The organism is Paraburkholderia sp. BGA-UO-ETr-F12 (assembly GCF_059567945.1).
Genome location: NZ_JCAQOZ010000005.1, coordinates 85,617 through 101,526, shown reverse-complemented (window position 1 = coordinate 101,526; position 15,910 = coordinate 85,617). Strand labels below are relative to the sequence as shown.

Annotated in this window: 14 protein-coding genes; 11 read left to right on the top strand and 3 right to left on the bottom strand. The window is 61.7% G+C overall.

Features of this window, described 5'->3' with window-relative positions:
• The first annotated feature begins 2 nt into the window (after positions 1-2).
• From AC57B6_RS01205 to nagZ, 11 genes are all read left to right on the top strand, one after another.
• On the top strand, positions 3-1,046 hold the full coding sequence (locus AC57B6_RS01205; RefSeq protein ID WP_030101306.1) for a MucB/RseB C-terminal domain-containing protein: 1,044 nt from the start codon (positions 3-5) through the stop codon (positions 1,044-1,046).
• A 37-nt stretch (positions 1,047-1,083) separates the two neighbouring features.
• Positions 1,084-2,601 (top strand): DegQ family serine endoprotease, encoded by a 1,518-nt coding sequence (locus AC57B6_RS01200; protein ID WP_028199199.1) that lies wholly within the window; start codon positions 1,084-1,086, stop codon positions 2,599-2,601.
• Positions 2,598-2,876 carry a glutaredoxin family protein gene (locus AC57B6_RS01195; RefSeq protein ID WP_496420570.1) on the top strand — a complete coding sequence of 93 codons (279 nt, stop codon included), beginning with the start codon at positions 2,598-2,600 and terminating at the stop codon, positions 2,874-2,876. Before AC57B6_RS01200 ends, AC57B6_RS01195 begins: the two co-directional genes overlap by 4 nt.
• Positions 2,877-3,129: 253 nt before the next feature.
• Positions 3,130-4,923, top strand: coding sequence for a translation elongation factor 4 (gene lepA / locus AC57B6_RS01190; protein WP_028199197.1), 1,794 nt, complete (start codon positions 3,130-3,132; stop codon positions 4,921-4,923).
• Positions 4,924-4,941: 18 nt separating this feature from the next.
• Complete coding sequence (gene lepB / locus AC57B6_RS01185) at positions 4,942-5,835, top strand: signal peptidase I (RefSeq protein ID WP_046568191.1); 894 nt, start codon at positions 4,942-4,944, stop codon at positions 5,833-5,835.
• A 175-nt stretch (positions 5,836-6,010) separates the two neighbouring features.
• Complete coding sequence (gene rnc, locus AC57B6_RS01180) at positions 6,011-7,240, top strand: ribonuclease III (protein ID WP_030101309.1); 1,230 nt, start codon at positions 6,011-6,013, stop codon at positions 7,238-7,240.
• 55 nt (positions 7,241-7,295) lie between these two features.
• The gene (gene era / locus AC57B6_RS01175; protein WP_028199194.1) at positions 7,296-8,195 is read left to right on the top strand and encodes a GTPase Era; all 900 of its coding nucleotides are present in this window, start codon (positions 7,296-7,298) and stop codon (positions 8,193-8,195) included.
• Positions 8,182-9,114, top strand: a complete 933-nt coding sequence (gene recO / locus AC57B6_RS01170; protein WP_444512991.1) for a DNA repair protein RecO — start codon at positions 8,182-8,184, stop codon at positions 9,112-9,114. The genes era and recO overlap by 14 nt, the downstream gene beginning before the upstream one ends.
• Positions 9,111-9,875 (top strand): pyridoxine 5'-phosphate synthase, encoded by a 765-nt coding sequence (pdxJ, locus tag AC57B6_RS01165; RefSeq protein ID WP_153134886.1) that lies wholly within the window; start codon positions 9,111-9,113, stop codon positions 9,873-9,875. Before recO ends, pdxJ begins: the two co-directional genes overlap by 4 nt.
• A gap of 16 nt (positions 9,876-9,891) precedes the next feature.
• Positions 9,892-10,335: a holo-ACP synthase gene (gene acpS / locus AC57B6_RS01160; protein ID WP_035519931.1), complete on the top strand. Its 444-nt coding sequence runs from the start codon at positions 9,892-9,894 to the stop codon at positions 10,333-10,335.
• 68 nt (positions 10,336-10,403) lie between these two features.
• Positions 10,404-11,432 (top strand): beta-N-acetylhexosaminidase, encoded by a 1,029-nt coding sequence (nagZ, locus tag AC57B6_RS01155; RefSeq protein WP_028199190.1) that lies wholly within the window; start codon positions 10,404-10,406, stop codon positions 11,430-11,432.
• Between the two features lie 162 nt (positions 11,433-11,594).
• Here nagZ and AC57B6_RS01150 read toward each other — a convergent pair whose 3' ends face one another.
• The 3 genes from AC57B6_RS01150 to earP form a co-directional block, all read right to left on the bottom strand.
• Positions 11,595-12,977, bottom strand: a complete 1,383-nt coding sequence (locus AC57B6_RS01150; protein ID WP_252888281.1) for a sigma-54-dependent transcriptional regulator — start codon at positions 12,975-12,977, stop codon at positions 11,595-11,597.
• A gap of 680 nt (positions 12,978-13,657) precedes the next feature.
• Positions 13,658-14,215, bottom strand: a complete 558-nt coding sequence (gene efp, locus AC57B6_RS01145) for an elongation factor P (protein WP_028199188.1) — start codon at positions 14,213-14,215, stop codon at positions 13,658-13,660.
• Positions 14,216-14,435: 220 nt separating this feature from the next.
• Complete coding sequence (earP, locus tag AC57B6_RS01140) at positions 14,436-15,629, bottom strand: elongation factor P maturation arginine rhamnosyltransferase EarP (RefSeq protein ID WP_496420569.1); 1,194 nt, start codon at positions 15,627-15,629, stop codon at positions 14,436-14,438.
• Positions 15,630-15,910: the final 281 nt, after the last annotated feature.

Below are 15,910 nucleotides of genomic sequence, written 5' to 3'. Positions count from 1 at the left end.
TGATGCAGACTCCGCGGTTGATTAAAACGACTATCTGGGGGCGGCTGCCGGCATTTCTGTTCTGCGCAGCCGTATTGTTGTCCGCTACACCGCGGGTCTTTGCCCAAACCGACGATCCACTCGTTGCCCGTCGCACGGCAGCGGAGTTGCTCGATCGAATCCATCAGGCCGCCCAGCAGCAGAACTACGAGGGCGCGTTCGTCTATCAGCGCGGCAATTTTGTTCAAACGTCGCGGATTTCGCACTACGCGACCCGTGCTGACGGCGAATTCGAGCAACTCGAAAGCCTCGACGGCAAGCCGCGCAAAATGCTTCGCCATAACGAAGATCTCTACACGTTCGTGCCGGAGCGGCATCTGTGTGTGGTCGAGAAGCGCCAGAACAAGGATTCGTTTCCCGCACTGCTGGCCGTAAGCGGCGAGCAGGTGCTGTCCGTGTACGAGCCGAAGCTGCTTGGCGACGACCGCGTCGCGGGTATCGACAGCCAGGTGATCGAGCTCGACCCGAAAGACGCATACCGTTTTGCTTACAAGCTGTGGGCCGACAAGAAGACCGGCCTTCTTCTGCGCGCGCAGACGCTTGACCCGAACGGTCAGGTGCTCGAGCAATTGTCGTTTTCGCAGATTCGTATCGGCGTACCGGTCGACAAGACTCCCATTGTCAACGGCATTCGTAATCTGGCGGGCTGGACGGTAGTGCGGCCGCCGGTGGAGCCGGTCGATATGGCCGCGCAAGGCTGGCTGATCACGCCGACCGTGCCGGGCTTCCACAAGATTCGCGAGTTGCGTCGCCCCATGGCGGCACGCGACGCGGGGCAACCAACCATTCCGGTCGATCAGGCCGTGTTCTCCGACGGCCTCGCGGCCATTTCGGTGTTCGTCGAGCCGGTCGAGAACAATACTCGCAAGGAAGGGGCGGGCAGCAGTGGCGCCACGCACGTGCTAGTCAAGCGGCGCGGCGACTTCTGGATTACCCTGCTTGGTGAAGTGCCCCAGACCACATTGCAGCAATTTGCGTCTGCCATAGAATATAAAGCTCCGAAGTAATCTTCCGAATCACACGAATCCCTCGGCTTGCTACGATATGACGACTTTCTCGGTGCGCAAATTCCTCGCGGCCGCGGTGGTAGTGGCGTGTTTGCCGCTCATGCCGCACACGGCGTCGGCGGCTCCTGCAGCAGCCAATCTGCCCGACTTCACTGACCTCGTCGACAAGGTCGGCCCAGCTGTCGTCAACATTCGCACCACCACGCGCGTGTCGAACAGCGGTGCCCGTGGCGGATTGCCGCCCGGCATGGACGACGGCGATATGTCGGAGTTTTTCCGTCGCTTCTTCGGTATTCCGTTGCCGCAGTCGCCTCAATCGCCGGGTTCGCCGCGCGGTGGCGATAACGGCGGGAGCGGGAGCGGCGGCAGCCAGGACTCGCCGGATAACAGCGATGCCGAACAGAACAGCGGTGTTGGCTCGGGCTTCATTCTGTCGGCTGACGGCTACGTGATGACCAACGCGCACGTCGTGGACGACGCGGATACGATTTACGTCACGCTCACCGACAAGCGCGAGTTCAAGGCCAAATTGATTGGCGTGGACGATCGGACCGATGTTGCCGTCGTGAAGATCAGCGCCGCTAATTTGCCGACCATCACGATCGGCGATTCGAACAAGGTCCGGGTGGGCGAATGGGTGGTCGCGATCGGTTCGCCGTTCGGCCTCGAGAACACCGTGACGGCCGGTATCGTCAGCGCCAAAGGGCGCGACACGGGCGACTATCTGCCGTTCATCCAGACCGACGTAGCCGTCAACCCGGGTAATTCAGGCGGTCCGCTGATCAATATGCAGGGCGAAGTGATCGGCATCAATTCGCAGATTTATAGCCGTACCGGCGGCTTCATGGGTATTTCCTTCGCGATTCCGATCGACGAGGCGATGCGCGTGGCCGATCAGTTGAAAACTTCGGGTAAGGTCGTGCGCGGCCGGATCGCTGTGGCGATCGGCGAGGTGACGAAAGACGTGGCCGACTCGCTCGGTCTGCCGAAGGCGCAGGGCGCGCTGGTCAGCAGCGTCGAGCCGGGCGGTCCGGCGGACAAGGCCGGCGTGCAGCCTGGCGATATCATCCTCAAGTTCAACGGCCATTCGGTCGACACGGCAACGGATCTGCCGCGCATGGTTGGCGATACCAAGCCGGGCACCAAGTCGACCATTACGATTTGGCGCAAGGGTCAGACGCGCGATTTGCCGGTCACGATTGCTGAGATGCAGCCGGACAAGACCATCAAGGCGGATGATAAAAAGCCGCCGGCGCCGAAGCAGCGCGCCACGAACGTGTTGGGTCTTGCTGTCAGCGATATCCCGGCTGACCAGATGAAGGCGCTGAAGCTGCGCAACGGCGTGCAGATCGACGCGGTAGATGGCCCGGCGGTGCGCGTCGGACTGCAAAAAGGCGATATCGTCTTGCGCGTGGGCGATACGGATATCACGAGCGCGAAACAGTTCGACGAAGTGATTTCGCACCTCGACTCGCAGAAGATGGTCGCGCTGCTGGTTCGTCGTGGCGAGAACACGCAGTTCGTGCCGATTCGCCCGCGCAGCACTCAGAAATGACGGGAGTGGCGCCGCTCACGCTATACGGGCGCGCGTGGTGTCACCTGTGCGACGACATGCGTGCCGCACTTGAGCCTTTACTGGTTGAATTCGGCGCGCAGGTCGTCGTGATCGACATCGACACCGATCCGGTGCTGGAAGCCCGTTATAACGAACTGGTGCCGGTTCTGGTCTGCGACGGCGTCGAACTGTGTCACTATCATCTTGATGCGGCGCAGGCTCGTACCGCGCTCGCCGCACGTTTTGCGGCGGCGCCTTCGGGATCCGCGCGTTAGGAGCCTTGCATCTGGCTGGTTTCCACGTATTTGGAGTCCATGCATCTGAAGCCGGATTAAGGGCTCAAACCAGATGCGAACATGCGTCGTTCACACCCCGTTTCACGCCTCTCCCGAGCCGTCTTTTCCGCCCGAGCCTCGCAAGATGCGCCGGGCGACAGCCTTTTCGGCTAAAATAGATAGGTTTTTCACCTACTTACAAGGCGTGCTCCGCTATTGTCCGAGCGCGCCTTTTTTGCTTGATCGGCACTGAATGGATCATATTCGTAACTTCTCGATCATTGCGCACATCGACCATGGCAAGTCGACGCTCGCCGATCGCATCATCCAGATTTGCGGTGGTTTGTCCGACCGCGAGATGGAATCCCAAGTGCTCGACTCGATGGATCTCGAGCGCGAGCGCGGCATCACCATCAAGGCGCAAACTGCTGCACTGACGTACAAGGCCCGTGACGGGCAGATCTATAACCTGAACATGATCGACACGCCGGGCCACGTCGACTTCTCGTATGAAGTCAGCCGCTCGCTGTCCGCCTGTGAAGGCGCGTTGCTGGTCGTCGATGCAAGCCAGGGCGTGGAAGCGCAAACCGTGGCCAATTGCTACACGGCGATCGAGCTTGGCGTCGACGTGATTCCGGTGCTCAACAAGATCGACTTGCCGGCTGCGAATCCCGAGAACGCGATCGCGGAAATCGAAGACGTGATCGGCATCGACGCAACCGACGCCACGCATTGCAGCGCGAAGACCGGCCTCGGTGTGGAAGACGTGCTCGAAGCGCTGATCGCCAAGGTACCGCCGCCCAAGGGCGACCCGGAAGCACCGCTGCAAGCGCTGATCATCGACTCCTGGTTCGACAACTACGTGGGCGTCGTGATGCTGGTGCGTATCGTCAACGGCACGCTGCGTCCGAAAGACAAGATCCGCATGATGGCGACAGGTGCGCAATATCCGGTTGAGCATGTCGGCGTGTTCACGCCGAAGTCGAAAAATCTCGAATCGCTGTCCGCCGGGCAGGTGGGCTTCATCATCGCCGGTATCAAGGAGTTGGCCGCCGCGAAGGTGGGCGACACCGTTACGCTGGTGAATCGTCCTGCCCCCGAGCCGCTGCCCGGCTTCAAGGAGGTGAAGCCGCAGGTGTTCGCAGGCCTCTATCCGGTCGAAGCGAACCAGTACGACGCGCTGCGCGACTCGCTGGAAAAGCTGAAGCTGAACGACGCCTCGCTGATGTACGAGCCGGAAGTGTCGCAGGCACTCGGTTTCGGTTTCCGTTGCGGCTTCCTCGGTCTGCTGCACATGGAAATCGTGCAGGAGCGGCTCGAGCGCGAGTTCGACATGGATCTGATCACCACGGCGCCGACCGTCGTGTATGAAGTCCTGCAGCGCGACGGCACGACCATCATGGTCGAAAATCCGGCCAAGATGCCGGAGCCTTCGAAGATCGAGGAAGTGCGCGAGCCGATCGTCACCGTCAATCTGTACATGCCGCAAGACTATGTCGGCTCGGTGATCACGCTGTGCACGCAAAAGCGCGGCACGCAGATCAACATGCAGTATCACGGCCGTCAGGTGCAGTTGACCTATGAAATCCCGATGGGCGAAGTCGTGCTCGATTTCTTCGATCGTCTCAAGTCGATCTCGCGCGGTTATGCGTCGATGGATTACGAGTTCAAGGAATACCGCGCGGCGGATGTCGTGAAGGTCGACATGCTGATCAACGGCGACAAGGTGGATGCATTGTCCGTGATCGTGCACCGTTCGCAGAGCCAGTATCGCGGCCGCGAAGTGGCGTCGAAAATGCGGGAACTGATTCCGCGTCAAATGTACGACGTGGCGATCCAGGCGACGATCGGTGCGAATATTATCGCCCGCGAGAACATTAAAGCGTTGCGTAAGAACGTGCTGGCAAAATGCTACGGCGGCGATATTAGCCGTAAGAAGAAACTGCTGGAAAAGCAAAAGGCAGGCAAGAAGCGAATGAAGCAGGTCGGGTCCGTCGAGATCCCGCAAGAAGCTTTCCTAGCGATTCTGCGTGTCGAAGACAAATAAGACGAACAACGGAACCCTATGAATTTTGCGCTGATTCTTTTTGTGCTCGTCATTTTGACGGGCGTCGCATGGGTCGCAGACAAACTGGTTTTCATGCCGCAACGGCGCCGCGCGGCGGACGCCGTGGTCGCTGAGTTCGACCGCCAGCAGGCACGCGTCGGCGAGCGCTTCGCCGACGAAAACGCGGCGCAAACGCGTGCTCGTCTGCGTGACGACAAGCTGCGTCAGCCGTGGTGGCTCGAGTATTCGGCGAGCTTCTTCCCGGTGATTCTGGTGGTGTTCGTGGTGCGCTCGTTCGTGGTGGAACCCTTCAAGATTCCGTCGGGCTCGATGGTGCCGACGCTGCTGGTGGGCGACTTCATCCTCGTCAATAAATTCGACTACGGTCTGCGTCTGCCGATCACCAACACAAAGGTCACTGAAGGCCGCCCGCTCGAGCGTGGCGACGTGGTGGTGTTCCGCTACCCGAAAGACGAGTCCGTCGACTACATCAAGCGCGTGATCGGCCTTCCGGGTGACACGGTCGCTTATCAGGACAAGCAACTGACGATCAACGGCAAGCCCGTACCGGAAACGCCGCTGCCTGACTATCTCGACGAAGAACGCCTCGGCTACGCCAAGCAATTCGAAGAAAACATCGACGGCCGCAAGAACGCGATTCTGAACAACCCGGCCGTGCCGCCGTTCATCGTCGGCGCAGAAGATTATCCGTATCGCGATAACTGCACGTACAACGCACGCGGCGTGATCTGCAAAGTGCCGCCTGGCAATTACTTCATGATGGGCGACAACCGCGATAACAGCGCGGATAGCCGCTACTGGGGTTTCGCGCCGGACAAGAATATTGTGGGCCGCGCGTTTTTTATCTGGATGAACTTCAGCGATCTGAAACGCATCGGCCCATTCCACTGAGCACGCATGCCTTGATTGCACGACACGCCGCGCAGGTGGCCCACACTTAGGGCACATCGGTCGCGGCGTGTTAGCACGCTACTTTAAGAATCTGCGGTAACGTCGCTTCACCATGCTTTTTCCGCTGGCCGTCCCGCGTTTTCGCCGGGACAGGCGCCCGCGTTATACTCTGCCCATGCCCCTATCTCCGTTGGAAAGCCGTCTGCGCTACGAATTTCGCAATGCGGAATTGTTGCGCCAGGCTTTAACGCACCGCAGTCATAGTTCCACGCATAACGAACGGCTCGAGTTTCTCGGCGACTCCGTCCTGAATTGCGCGGTGGCTGCGCTTTTGTTCCAACGTTTCGGCAAACTGGACGAAGGCGATCTGTCGCGCGTCCGCGCCAATCTGGTCAAGCAGCAGTCGCTCTACGAGATTGCTCAGGCCCTTAATATTTCCGAAGGCCTGCGCCTTGGTGAAGGCGAATTGCGCAGCGGCGGCTTCCGCCGCCCGTCGATCCTTGCAGACACGCTGGAAGCCGTGCTGGGCGCGGTGTTTCTCGACGGCGGCTTCGATGCCGCGCAAACGGTCATCAAGCGTCTTTACGTGCCGATTCTCGATCACATCGACCCGCGCACGCTCGGCAAAGACGCCAAGACGCTGCTGCAGGAATATCTGCAGGGTCACAAGATCGCGTTGCCCACATACACGGTTGTTGCAACGCATGGTGCGGCGCACAATCAACAATTTGAAGTCGAATGCACGGTGCCCAAGCTGGACGTCAAGGTGTCCGGTTCCGGTGCGAGCCGTCGCGCGGCTGAGCAGGCTGCGGCCAAGAAGGCGCTTGACGAGGTGATGGCCGCGGCGCCTGCCGTGGTTGCCAAGCCCAAGCGTTCGAAAGGCGCTCGTGCTGCGAAGAACGCCGAACAGGAGATCGTGCCCGGTGTGACCGGCGTACAGGCCGCGCTCGATTTGCGCAGCCCGGATCGCAAGAACGAGCGGGGGGCTGGGCGAGGCGAGGGCCGTACTGCGCCGGTGGCTGAGCCCGCTGTTGTGACCTCCGCGCCGCTGGCCGTGATTCGAGCCGCACACGTGGAATACAGCGGACAGGACAAGTCGGAGCGCACGGACAGGTCGGAAAGAACGGACCGGGCAATGGCTCACGTGAGTGACAAACCTGCTGACAAAGCGGCGGCAGATAAGTCAGTCGACAAGCTGGACGCCAAATCTGGTGAAACCAGATCCGAAGGCGCAAAGCCTGCAGAAGCCAAACCGGAAGCCGCCGTTCGCATCGCCGACAAACACCGCAGCCGGGACACCACACCCGGCGCAGCCGTGCCCACGCCCGCCGTGCCGGCACCCATCGAACACGAACCCGGCGTAGCCGACGCGGCGCAAACCCGCGTCGCCGATGCGGGCCATTGAATGCCATCGGCGCGCCAATCCGCGCGCGTCGATCTGAACTTGCCGTAGCCCGAATATGAACGCTCCCACTCCCACTGGTTTTCGCTGCGGCATGGTCGCGATCGTCGGCCGCCCGAACGTCGGCAAGTCCACGCTGATGAACGCGCTGGTCGGCCAGAAGGTCAGTATCACGTCGCGCAAGGCGCAGACCACCCGCCATCGCATCACCGGTATTCACACGTTTGAAGACGCGCAGTACATCTTCGTCGACACGCCGGGTTTCCAGACCAAACACAGCGGCGCGCTGAACCGTTCGCTCAACCGCGCGGTCACGTCCACGCTGAGTTCGGTCGACGCGATTCTGTTCGTGATCGAAGCCGGCCGCTTCGGCCCGGACGACCAGAAGGTGCTCGACCTGATTCCGCCGTCGGTGCCCACACTGCTGATCGCGAACAAGCTCGATCGCGTGGCGGATAAGGATTCGCTGTATCCGTTCATGCAACAGGTGAGCGCCCTGCGTCAGTTCAACGAAATTGTGCCGCTGTCGGCGAAGAATCCGGACGACATCAAGCGTTTGCTGGAGACGATCAAACCGTTCCTGCCGGAAGGCGCGCCGATCTACGGCGAAGACGACCTCACCGATCGTAGCGAGCGCTTTCTTGCCGCCGAAATCCTGCGCGAAAAAGTGTTTCGTTGGACCGGCGACGAACTGCCGTACACGAGCACCGTGCTGATCGACAAGTTCGAAACCGAAGGGCGTCTGCGGCGTATTTTCGCGACCATCCTGGTGGAGCGCGATACGCAGAAAGCGATGATCATCGGCCAGAAGGGCGCCAAGCTGAAGCAGATCAGCACCGAAGCGCGCCTCGATATGGAAAAGCTGTTCGACGGCCCGGTGTATCTGGAAACCTTTATCAAGGTGAAGAGCGGCTGGGCTGACAACGAAGCCGGACTCCGTGCGTATGGGTACGAATGACGCGTGGATGACGCTGAATTCCGACGCTGACCCGGACGATGCGGCGCCGGCAGTGCCGGCGCGCGAGCCGTCCAAACCCGCGCGCAGTGCCAGCAGAATTTCCTCAGGTGCCAGAAACACTCAGGGTGCTCAAAGCGCTGCCCAGGGCGCCGAAGGCGAGCCGCGCAAAGCGCCCGCACGCCGTGCGCCGCGCACTTCCGCTTCCGATTACCGGATCGCCGAGCAACCCGCTTTCGTCCTGCATAGCTATCCGTACCGTGAGACCAGTCTGATCATCGACGTGCTGTCGCGCGATCACGGCCGGCTCGCCCTCGTCGCGAAGGGCGCGAAGCGTCCGCACTCCGCGTTGCGCGGCGTGCTGCAGACCTTCCAGCCGCTCGCGTTGTCCTGGTCCGGCAAATCCGAAGTGCGCACGCTGACCGGCGCCGAATGGGTTGGTGGCATGTTGCCTTTAGCGGGCGACGCGCTGCTCTGCGGTTTCTACGTCAACGAATTGCTGGTCAAGTTCTGCGCGCGTGAAGACCCGCATCCACAACTGTTCCATCACTACGTCGTCACCATGACGCGCCTCGCGCATGATGAACCGCCCGTGCAGGTGCTGCGTTCGTTCGAACGTGTGCTGCTGCGGGAAACCGGTTATGCGATGGCGCTCGATCGCACGGTCTCGCGCAGAGCCGTGCAGGCCGACGGCCGCTATGTGTTCGATCCGGAGCGCGGCGTGCGCGAGGCCTCCGACGACCTGCCCGCGCAATGGCCGGTCATCGTCGGACAGACCTTGCTCGATATGGAAAAGGACGATTACCATCGAGCGCAGACGGTAGCGCAAAGCAAAACGCTGATGCGCTTTCTGCTCAACACCTACCTTGGCGGCACGCCGCTCGCGACGCGCCAGATACTGATCGACTTGCAGAACTTATGAGCTTCTTTCTTACGTCGCCGAATGTGATTGACCTGGGCGTGAACATCGATCACGTCGCCACGCTGCGCAACGCGCGCGGCACCTCTTATCCGGATCCGATCCGCGCCGCGTTGATGGCCGAAGAGGCGGGTGCCGATGTCATCACGCTGCATCTGCGCGAAGATCGTCGCCATATCGTCGATGCCGACGTGCGCAAGCTGCGTCCGCTGTTGAAAACCCGCATGAATCTGGAGTGCGCGGTCACGCAGGAGATGCTCGACATCGCGTGCGAGGTGCAGCCGCACGACGTGTGCCTCGTGCCGGAAAAGCGTCAGGAATTGACGACTGAAGGCGGTCTCGACGTTGCCGGTCAGTTCGAAGCCGTGCGCGCCGCATGCAAGCAACTCGCCGCTGCGAACTCGCGGGTGTCGCTCTTTATCGATCCGGACGAAACGCAAATCCGTGCCGCGCATGAAGCCGGGGCGCCGGTGATCGAATTGCACACCGGCCGTTATGCCGAAGCGCACGATCCTGCCGAGCAGCAGCGCGAGTATGAGCGCGTGGTGCGCGCGGTCGAGTTCGGCGCCACGCTCGGCATCAAGGTCAACGCAGGTCACGGCCTGCATTACACCAACGTTCAGCAGATCGCCGCGATCGAAGGTATCGTCGAGTTGAATATCGGCCACGCGATCGTCGCGCATGCGATCTTCGCGGGCTGGGACAACGCCGTGCGCGAGATGAAGGCGATCATGGTCGCCGCGCGTCTCGGCGCAAGCGCGTAACGCCGCGGCGCCGCCCATGACGATCTACGGCATCGGTACGGATATCGTTCAGGTCAGCCGCGTGGCCGCGGTGATGACGCGCACCAATGGCCGCTTTGCGGAGAAAGTGCTCGGTCCGGACGAACTGCGCGTTTATCACGCTCGCCATGCGCGCTCAGCCGCCCGTGGACTCGCATTTCTCGCTACGCGATTCTCGGCCAAGGAGGCATTTTCGAAAGCGATCGGCCTCGGCATGCGCTGGCCGATGACGTGGCGCGCGCTGCAAACGCTCAACAAGCCGAGCGGCGAACCGATGGTGGTGGCATCGGGCGAACTGGCTGAATGGCTCGACGCGCGCGGCATCACGGCACGTGTGACGATCAGCGACGAACGCGATTACGCCGTGTCCTTCGTGATTGCTGAAACAGGAGCGGTGGTGCAAGAGCCCACCGCCCCGCGCGCGCCCGCCAGCGACGAATAAAAAATCTTGAACGCGGCGCACGTCGGCCGTGTCTTTCTTTGCTCTCAGGCTTCTTCTAGCGAAAATCGATGAAAACCACTCCCGGACCGGTCATGCTCGACGTGGTCGGCACCACGCTGAATCACGACGATAAACGCCGCCTTGCGCATCCGATGACCGGCGGCGTGATCCTGTTCGCGCGCCATTACGAAAGCCGCGCGCAACTGATCGCGCTCACCGATTCGATTCGCGCGATCCGCGACGATCTGCTGATTGCGGTCGACCACGAAGGCGGCCGCGTGCAGCGCTTTCGCACCGACGGCTTTACCGTGCTGCCGGCGATGGGCAAGCTCGGTGCATTGTGGGACAGCGACGTGCTGCACGCCACCAAAGTGACCACCGCGGTCGGCTATATCCTTGCGGCTGAATTGCGCGCGTGCGGCATCGATATGAGTTTTACGCCGGTGCTCGATCTGAATTACGGCCAGTCGCAGGTGATCGGCGATCGCTCGTTTCATCGCGATCCGCGCGTCGTGGCCTTGCTGGCGAAGAGCCTGAATCACGGCCTTGCGTTGGCCGGCATGAGCAATTGCGGCAAGCATTTCCCGGGGCACGGCTTTGCGCATGCGGACTCGCACGTTGCCATGCCGGTCGATGACCGTTCGCTCGAAGCAATTTTGCGCGACGACGTGGCACCGTACGACTGGCTCGGTGTGTCGCTTGGCGCCGTGTTGCCCGCCCATGTGGTTTATCCGCAAGTCGACTCGAAGCCGGCGGGTTTCTCGCGTGTCTGGCTGCAGGACATCTTGCGCAAAAAATTGCGCTTTGAGGGCGCTGTGTTCAGCGACGATCTCTCGATGGAAGCCGCGCGCCAGGGCGGCACGCTTACGGAAGGCGCGAGCGCGGCGCTGGAGGCCGGTTGCGACATGGTGCTGATCTGCAATCAGCCGGACGAGGCGGAGAAGGTGCTGGATGCGCTGCGCTTCACGCCGTCGAAGGAGTCACAGCAGCGGCTTAAGCGCATGCGTCCGCGCGGCAAGGCGCTTAAATGGAGCAAGCTGGTTGCCGAGCCGCAGTATCTGCAAGCGCAGGCCTTGCTGCGCAGCGCGTTCGCATAAATCCAGATGCGCACCCGGTAATCAGCGGACCAGCGGATCAACGGATCAACGGATCAACGGATCAACGTCTCGAGCGTTTGCATCGAGCAAAAAAACGGCGCTTTTTTCAGGCGCCGTTTTTTTTATTCAAACCGGGCTAGCCACGCGGCCAGCCCGGCCTCGTCAGTTCAACCGCATCCGTTGCAGCTTGTTATACAGCGTCTTCGGACTGATCCCGAGCAGCGATGCAGCGCGATGGCGCGTCCCGCCGACTGCGTCGAGCGTCGCACGGATCAGCATTTCCTCGACGTCCGCGAGCGGGGTGCCGACGGTGACCTGCACACGGCTGCCGTTGAGATCGCGTCCGTTTGCCGAGCCCGCTTCATCGGCGCGCAGCGATTCCAGCACGTCCCCCGAGGCCTGATATGCCCGGCGCACGCGGTCCTGTAACTCGCGCACATTGCCCGGCCAGTCGTACGCAAGACATTCGCGCAGGAAATTCGGTCCGATCTGCTTGGCCACTTCCGCCGTACCACGCGAAGTTGCTTCGTGATTCAGCTCATCGACCACGGCTTGCGCGATCAGCGCCGGATCGTCGCCGCGCTCGCGCAACGGCGGCAGCGTGATAGCCGCCGCTTCCAGACGCAGCGCGAGGTCCTGATGCAAGCTGCCATCAGCAACCGCCGCGCGCGGGCTTTTGCGTGTCGACGCGATCAGCCGGAAATCGGTCGCCACCTGATTGGTGCCGCCGACTCGCATGAAGGTCTGCGAATCCAGTGCGCGCAGCAGCGCTTCCTGCTGGACACGCGGCAGTTCGGCGATTTCGTCGATAAACAGCGTCCCGCCGCTGGCTTGCTCGAACAGCCCCGGTTCGCGCTGGTCCGCGCCGCTGAACGCGCCGCGCTCATGGCCGAACAGCAGACTGTCGAGCGAGCGGTGCGCCGAAAGGCTGCCTGCGCTCCGGCAATCGAATGTGACAAACGGCCCTTTGCGGCGCCGGCTCATGTCGTGCAGCGTGCGCGCGGCAATCTGCTTGCCCGTGCCGGCTTCGCCGGAAATCAGCACGGCGGCTTCGGTCGGCGCGATATGCTCGATCGTGTCGTACACGTGCTGGACCGCGCCGCTGCGGCCCAATAATGAGCCGAAACGGCCGAGTTGACGCAGCGACGCGCGCAGGGTCTGGACTTCCTCGGTCAGCTCGTATGGACGCGGAATCCGGGCGAGCAGACTGCGCAGACGCGGGATATTGACCGGCTTGAGCAGGTAATCCCAGATGCCGTGCCGCAAACCCTCGATCGCGCTTTCGACTGTTGCGTTGCCGGTCATCACGATCACAGGCAAGGCGCCACCGGGCGGGTGCGCGGGCAGGTGCTGCAGCACATCGAGCCCGCTGCCGTCCGGCAGATTCAGATCGACCAGCACGACATCGGGAATAAAGCGTGTCAGCGCGGCCCGGGCCTCGGCGATGGTGGTCGCGGTGTCGACGGAGAAGCCGTCGGCGGCGAGGATGGCGGACAGGCCAGACAGGCTATTGGGATCGTCTTCAACAATCAGGGCATGTGGCATGGCGAGCGCTATTTTTAGATGGACGGAATACCCGGGACGCCGCGCCGGTACTCTGGCGCGCGAACTGGGCGCGATGGCTGGCCGGCAATGTTGTCGGTCGAACGCCGTACCGCGCGAGCAGTGCCTGCCACCGCGGCGTAACCGCCCCGGGCCGACTGGCATGGGCGTCGTGCAGATCGTGGGACACGATGTGCAAGCAGAGTTGGGGCGATTCGACTCATTTAGTTTCTGGGTCCTTTGCTTTTCAGTGGATGTCCGCTCTGATGCAATCCGGCGAATGGGCGGGCACCGGTATTTCCTTCATTCGACTGGTCAGAAATCCCGCTCACCGTCGAAGAGGCGTCCTATCTCAAACTTCATCTTTCTTCAGCGATGTCGTGATTCAGGTCGCATCCCAAGAGTTGGAGAGAGTTGGAGAAATAAAGCCTTAGTGACCTATGTCAGAGGGAAGCATGGATTATGCCAAAGCCAATTACTTAAGTTTATCAATGGTTTGTTCGACGCAGAGACGGAAGATAAACGGAGCGCACAGGCATTTTTTAGAAGAGTGCCGGTAAAGTTTTCCTCCACCATACACGGCGGCATAAAAAAGAAAAAGCGCCCAGTGCGGGCGCTTTTTTTTGCCATTTTTTTCACTGTGCCGAACGTGGGGACTTGGCTCCCGCGCAGGCTGCAGGCGCTTAGGCGCGGCTGCGATACTCGTGCGTACGCGTGTCGATTTCGATCTTGTCGCCGATGTTGCAGAAAAGCGGCACTTGCAGTTCGAAACCGGTGGTGAGCTTGGCGTTCTTCAACACCTTGCCCGACGACGTATCGCCCTTGACTGCCGGTTCCGTGTAGATGATTTCACGGACCAGCGTGGTCGGCAGTTCGACCGAGATGGCTTTGTCGTTGTAGAACACGACTTCGCAAGCCATGCCGTCTTCGAGGTAGTGAAGGGCGTCGCCCATCATTTCGCCTTCGACTTCGAACTGGTTGTAATCGGCGTCCATGAACACGTACATCGGGTCAGCGAAGTACGAGTACGTGACTTCCTTGCGTTCCAGCACTACGACGTCGAACTTGTCGTCTGCCTTGTACACGCTTTCCATGCCTGCGCCGGTCAGCAGGTTCTTGAACTTCATCTTGACGACGGCGGAGTTGCGGCCCGATTTGTTGTATTCGGCCTTTTGCACGACCATCGCGTCTGCGCCGATCATGACTACGTTGCCGGTGCGGAGTTCCTGTGCGGTCTTCATAAAACTGTCCTGTACGAAATAAGTAGCTTCAACTGTTGCTCAACGGCATACGGCGCAAGCGGATCGGCCTGCAGGGTTTGCCTCGCGAATTAGTCAGGCCAGCTAGCCTGGCGAATCTGCCAGACCAATTCGCGAGACGAATTCGAATTTACCAGACGAATTTGCCAACAAGATCGCTGCGATCGGGTCGCGCTTGTGTCGTCGGCCGTTGGATAACCGCTTATTTTAACTGAGTTTTTGCGAACAAGGCCAGATTTCCGGCGAGGTCGCCTATCAGGGCCAGTTCGCCGGCCCATTCGGCTGCGCGCCGCTTCAACACCGCGTGGTGACGCTGGAATTCCGCCCAGTCAGGCTTGCCGGCGCCGTTCCATGCGTGCCAGAAGCGCGCAAGGGCGCTCCGGGCATCGCCGGGCAGGGTGCGCGCGTAGTGGGCGAGCGCGGCGTCGAGCTTGGGCAGATGGGCGTCGTCGGCTTGCGGGTAGATGTGCCAGACAAAGGGTTTGGCGGCCCATTGGGCGCGTACGAACGAATCTTCGCCGCGCACGAAATTGACGTCGCTCGCCCACAGCAACGGGTCGTAGCCGGCTTGCGCGGTAAACGCGAGCGCGTGGGCACTGAGGCTGCCGCGCTCGGCGTGCGAACCCGCGGTGAACGACGGCAGGCCGAAAAAGCGCGCGAGCGCGCCGGAAATGCGGCCTTCCGGCACCAGCAGAACAACCGGTTCGGCACTGTCGCGCCATTGTTCGAGCAGGCTGTCGACGGCGGGGTTTTCGTAGGCGAACAGCGAAATGACGGTGGCGGTGGCCGGGGGCGGCGCGCGGCCGGTGGTTTCCAGCCACCACGCCTCGCGCGCCGGTTGCGACGCCTCGAAGGCCATGCGCGCGGCGTCGAGATGCCGCTCCTTCAGCACGCCGCCCGTGCCGGGGCCGAGTCCGGGGAAAAAGAAGGTCTTGGTGAGCGGGTAGCGCGGGTGCGGCGACGGCCGCAGATGGAAATCCGCAACCCAGTCTTCGGCGCTCAGATATTCGAGGTTCAACCAGACCGGCGCGCGCTCGCGCCGCGCCATCGCGGCGACGTATGCCGGCGGCAACTCGCAGGCGAATGCCTCGATCACGACGTCAGCCACCTCGAGCGTGTCGCCTGCATGGGCCGGCTCCTGCCAGTGTTCGATGACGATGCCGCCGATCGTCTGGCGCGCGCGATCCAGCGCCAGCGACGGGCACAGTTTCTGGAACGCGTGCAGGTCGTCAACGAATACGCGCACCAGCCAGCCGTGCTCGCTTGCCAACTGGCGGGCGAGACGCCAGCACACGCCGATGTCACCGAAATTGTCGATCACCGCGCAAAAGATATCGCAAGCGATCGCGGTGGGTGCGGTGACGGATTGTTCGGACGGCGGCGTGGTGGAGGACATGGGGCGTGGGTCGCGGAGTGGCACGGGTGGCGTGTAGAGGGCGCAAAGTCTTGCTGGCGGACGAATCGGCCGGGTGACCCGGCCGGTGACCCGAGCCGGTAACCCAGGCGGATCATGCGATCAGCTCGGCCGCCGGCTCGGCACTGCGCCATCGCAGCGTTCGATGCAGCAAGGTTCGAACGCGCGCGGAATGCTCTAAACTGGCGATTCTAAAGCACTCATCCGCGGTTTCGCGTCTGAACGGCCGCTTGACGCGCAACACGCGGGCAGAGGCTTCGCAA

Excerpts from the sequence above, each read along its gene's own strand:
- efp (WP_028199188.1), bottom strand. The coding sequence starts at position 14,215 with ATGAAGACCGCACAGGAACTCCGCACCGGCAACGTAGTCATGATCGGC.
- acpS (WP_035519931.1), top strand. The coding sequence starts at position 9,892 with ATGACGATCTACGGCATCGGTACGGATATCGTTCAGGTCAGCCGCGTG.
- rnc (WP_030101309.1), top strand. The coding sequence starts at position 6,011 with ATGCCCCTATCTCCGTTGGAAAGCCGTCTGCGCTACGAATTTCGCAAT.
- nagZ (WP_028199190.1), top strand. The coding sequence starts at position 10,404 with ATGAAAACCACTCCCGGACCGGTCATGCTCGACGTGGTCGGCACCACG.
- AC57B6_RS01205 (WP_030101306.1), top strand. The coding sequence starts at position 3 with ATGCAGACTCCGCGGTTGATTAAAACGACTATCTGGGGGCGGCTGCCG.
- recO (WP_444512991.1), top strand. The coding sequence starts at position 8,182 with ATGGGTACGAATGACGCGTGGATGACGCTGAATTCCGACGCTGACCCG.
- pdxJ (WP_153134886.1), top strand. The coding sequence starts at position 9,111 with ATGAGCTTCTTTCTTACGTCGCCGAATGTGATTGACCTGGGCGTGAAC.
- era (WP_028199194.1), top strand. The coding sequence starts at position 7,296 with ATGAACGCTCCCACTCCCACTGGTTTTCGCTGCGGCATGGTCGCGATC.
- lepA (WP_028199197.1), top strand. The coding sequence starts at position 3,130 with ATGGATCATATTCGTAACTTCTCGATCATTGCGCACATCGACCATGGC.
- AC57B6_RS01200 (WP_028199199.1), top strand. The coding sequence starts at position 1,084 with ATGACGACTTTCTCGGTGCGCAAATTCCTCGCGGCCGCGGTGGTAGTG.
- earP (WP_496420569.1), bottom strand. The coding sequence starts at position 15,629 with ATGTCCTCCACCACGCCGCCGTCCGAACAATCCGTCACCGCACCCACC.
- AC57B6_RS01150 (WP_252888281.1), bottom strand. The coding sequence starts at position 12,977 with ATGCCACATGCCCTGATTGTTGAAGACGATCCCAATAGCCTGTCTGGC.
- lepB (WP_046568191.1), top strand. The coding sequence starts at position 4,942 with ATGAATTTTGCGCTGATTCTTTTTGTGCTCGTCATTTTGACGGGCGTC.
- AC57B6_RS01195 (WP_496420570.1), top strand. The coding sequence starts at position 2,598 with ATGACGGGAGTGGCGCCGCTCACGCTATACGGGCGCGCGTGGTGTCAC.